Below are 1,982 nucleotides of genomic sequence, written 5' to 3'. Positions count from 1 at the left end.
TCACTCTGGCGACGCGCTCATCAAGCCGCCGCGCAAGAGGCCCACGTCAGACGAAGAGCGCAACTGTAATGCTAGAGCCGGCCTGCCTAAAATGAGGCATTTTGGTGGGAACGCCAGGTTCCGCCGGATGCGAGTCACGCAGCGGGCTTCTTGTCGCTTTTGTTCGGCTCACCCCTGCTCAACCGTACCCATACGGTGAGACTTTCGATTACCCACATTCCGAACGGGTAAGTGGTCGGGCGGCGGAAAGCTCTTGATCCTGCGGAGGCTGCCGTGATGCGCTGTTGAGCACGCCGATGCTCCTGGAGGGCGTGCAATGGCCTCGTGCTTGCGAAATGCCTCGGATGGCAAGGCTAGCGACTGGTCCCAGCAGGACTGGACGGACGCCGAGATGGCGGCTGCAACCTTTGTGGATGCGAGGTTCCATCGGCGCTGCGCAGGCCTCCTGCGGCAGCTTGCCGCGGGCGTAGGATCCAGCATACCCCAGGTGTGCGGTGACTGGGCCGGGGCCAAGGCAGCCTACCGGTTCCTGGCTAACGAGCGGGTGGACGAGGCTGACATCCTGGGCGGCCATTTCGCGGCAACGCGTGAGCGCGTCAGGGCCTGGCCCGGCATGGTCCTGCTCCTTCAGGACACCACCGAGTTCGTCTATCAGCGCGCCTCCACGGCCGCCATCGGTGTAACCAAGCGCGTCAACAGCGGCCGCGACGCTGAGGGCCGTTGGCGGCAGCATACGCTCTGCGGCCTTCTCCTCCACACCAGCCTCGCTGTGACAGAGGAGGGCGTGCCGCTCGGCGTCACTGCGGCGAAGGTCTGGACGCGAGCGAAGTTCAGGGGAACCGCCGCGCTCAAGCGGGTGGTCAATCACACCCGGGTGCCGATCGAGGGCAAGGAAAGTGTCCGCTGGCTCGACAACCTTCGGCAGTCGATGGCCCTTTTGGGCGAGCCAGGGCGCCTCGTCCATGTCGCCGACCACGAGAGCGACATCTACGAGATGTTCTGCCTCGCCCAGGAACTTGGAACCCACTTCGTCATCCGGACCTGCAACAATCGGCTGGCAGGTGACGGAACCCACACTGTCGCGTCCGAGATGGCGGAGGCCAGAGTTCGCGGAGGCCAGAGTTCGCGGTCTCCATCGCGTCGAGCCACGCGATGCTCAGGGCGGAGTGATCCACGCCGTCCTCGAACTCCGGGCACGCCGGGTCCATCTCTTGCCGCCGGTCGGGAAGCAGAGGCGCTATCCGCCGCTCGACCTCACGGTGCTGCACGTGACTGAGCGCAATCCCCCGCGGAGCCGCAAGCCGATCGAGTGGAAGCTCCTAACCGACCTGCCAGTCCGCACACGTCGGGAAGCGATCGAGAAGATCCACTGGTATGCCATGCGGTGGAAGATCGAGACCTTCCACAAGATCCTGAAATCCGGCTGCCGGGCGGAGGAGTCTCGCTTCCGGTCTGCTGAGCGGATCGCGAACCTCCTGGCCCTGTTCTGCATCATCGCGTGGCGGATTCTCTGGCTCACTCAGGCCCACCGCGCCAGCCCCGAGGCTGCGCCACAAGCCGCGCTGCGCGACCGCGAGATCATCCTCCTCGACAGGCTCATGCCCAGCACTGACACCGGAGAGCCGCAGGTAAAGACGCTGGCCGCCTACGTCCGAAAGCTCGCACGCCTAGGCGGCCACCTCGGCCGCTCTCGTGACCCGCCACCCGGTGCAATGGTCTTCTGGCGCGGGCTCTCCCGCCTCGCTGACATCGAACTTGGAATGGAGATCGCAGAGCAGCCGAGATGTGGGTAATCGAAAGCGTCGCCGGATGGGTACGCTCAACCGGCGGACAGGATCACAACACCAATTGCCCAGATGCTGCATGCGAGCCGAGATAGGCGGTCTAAGCTCGCCAGACGTGGGAAACTTGGCGGCCAGCCAGCATGTTCCAGTACAATGGATCTGCAACGCATCATCAGCGAAATCAAAGACGAGATCGAG

The 1,982-nt window shown here is 64.3% G+C and carries 2 protein-coding genes; both read left to right on the top strand.

What is annotated here, in order from left to right:
- Window positions 1–316: 316 nt before the first annotated feature.
- The gene (locus tag D2K64_RS25250; RefSeq protein ID WP_274379333.1) at window positions 317–1,276 is read left to right on the top strand and encodes an IS4/Tn5 family transposase DNA-binding protein; all 960 of its coding nucleotides are present in this window, start codon (window positions 317–319) and stop codon (window positions 1,274–1,276) included.
- Window positions 1,167–1,793, top strand: coding sequence for an IS4 family transposase (locus D2K64_RS25245; protein ID WP_238384397.1), 627 nt, complete (start codon window positions 1,167–1,169; stop codon window positions 1,791–1,793). Before D2K64_RS25250 ends, D2K64_RS25245 begins: the two co-directional genes overlap by 110 nt.
- Window positions 1,794–1,982: the final 189 nt, after the last annotated feature.

The organism is Teichococcus vastitatis, assembly GCF_003604215.1.
Taxonomy (GTDB): domain Bacteria; phylum Pseudomonadota; class Alphaproteobacteria; order Acetobacterales; family Acetobacteraceae; genus Pseudoroseomonas; species Pseudoroseomonas vastitatis.
This window is presented reverse-complemented; position numbering and strand designations above follow the sequence as displayed.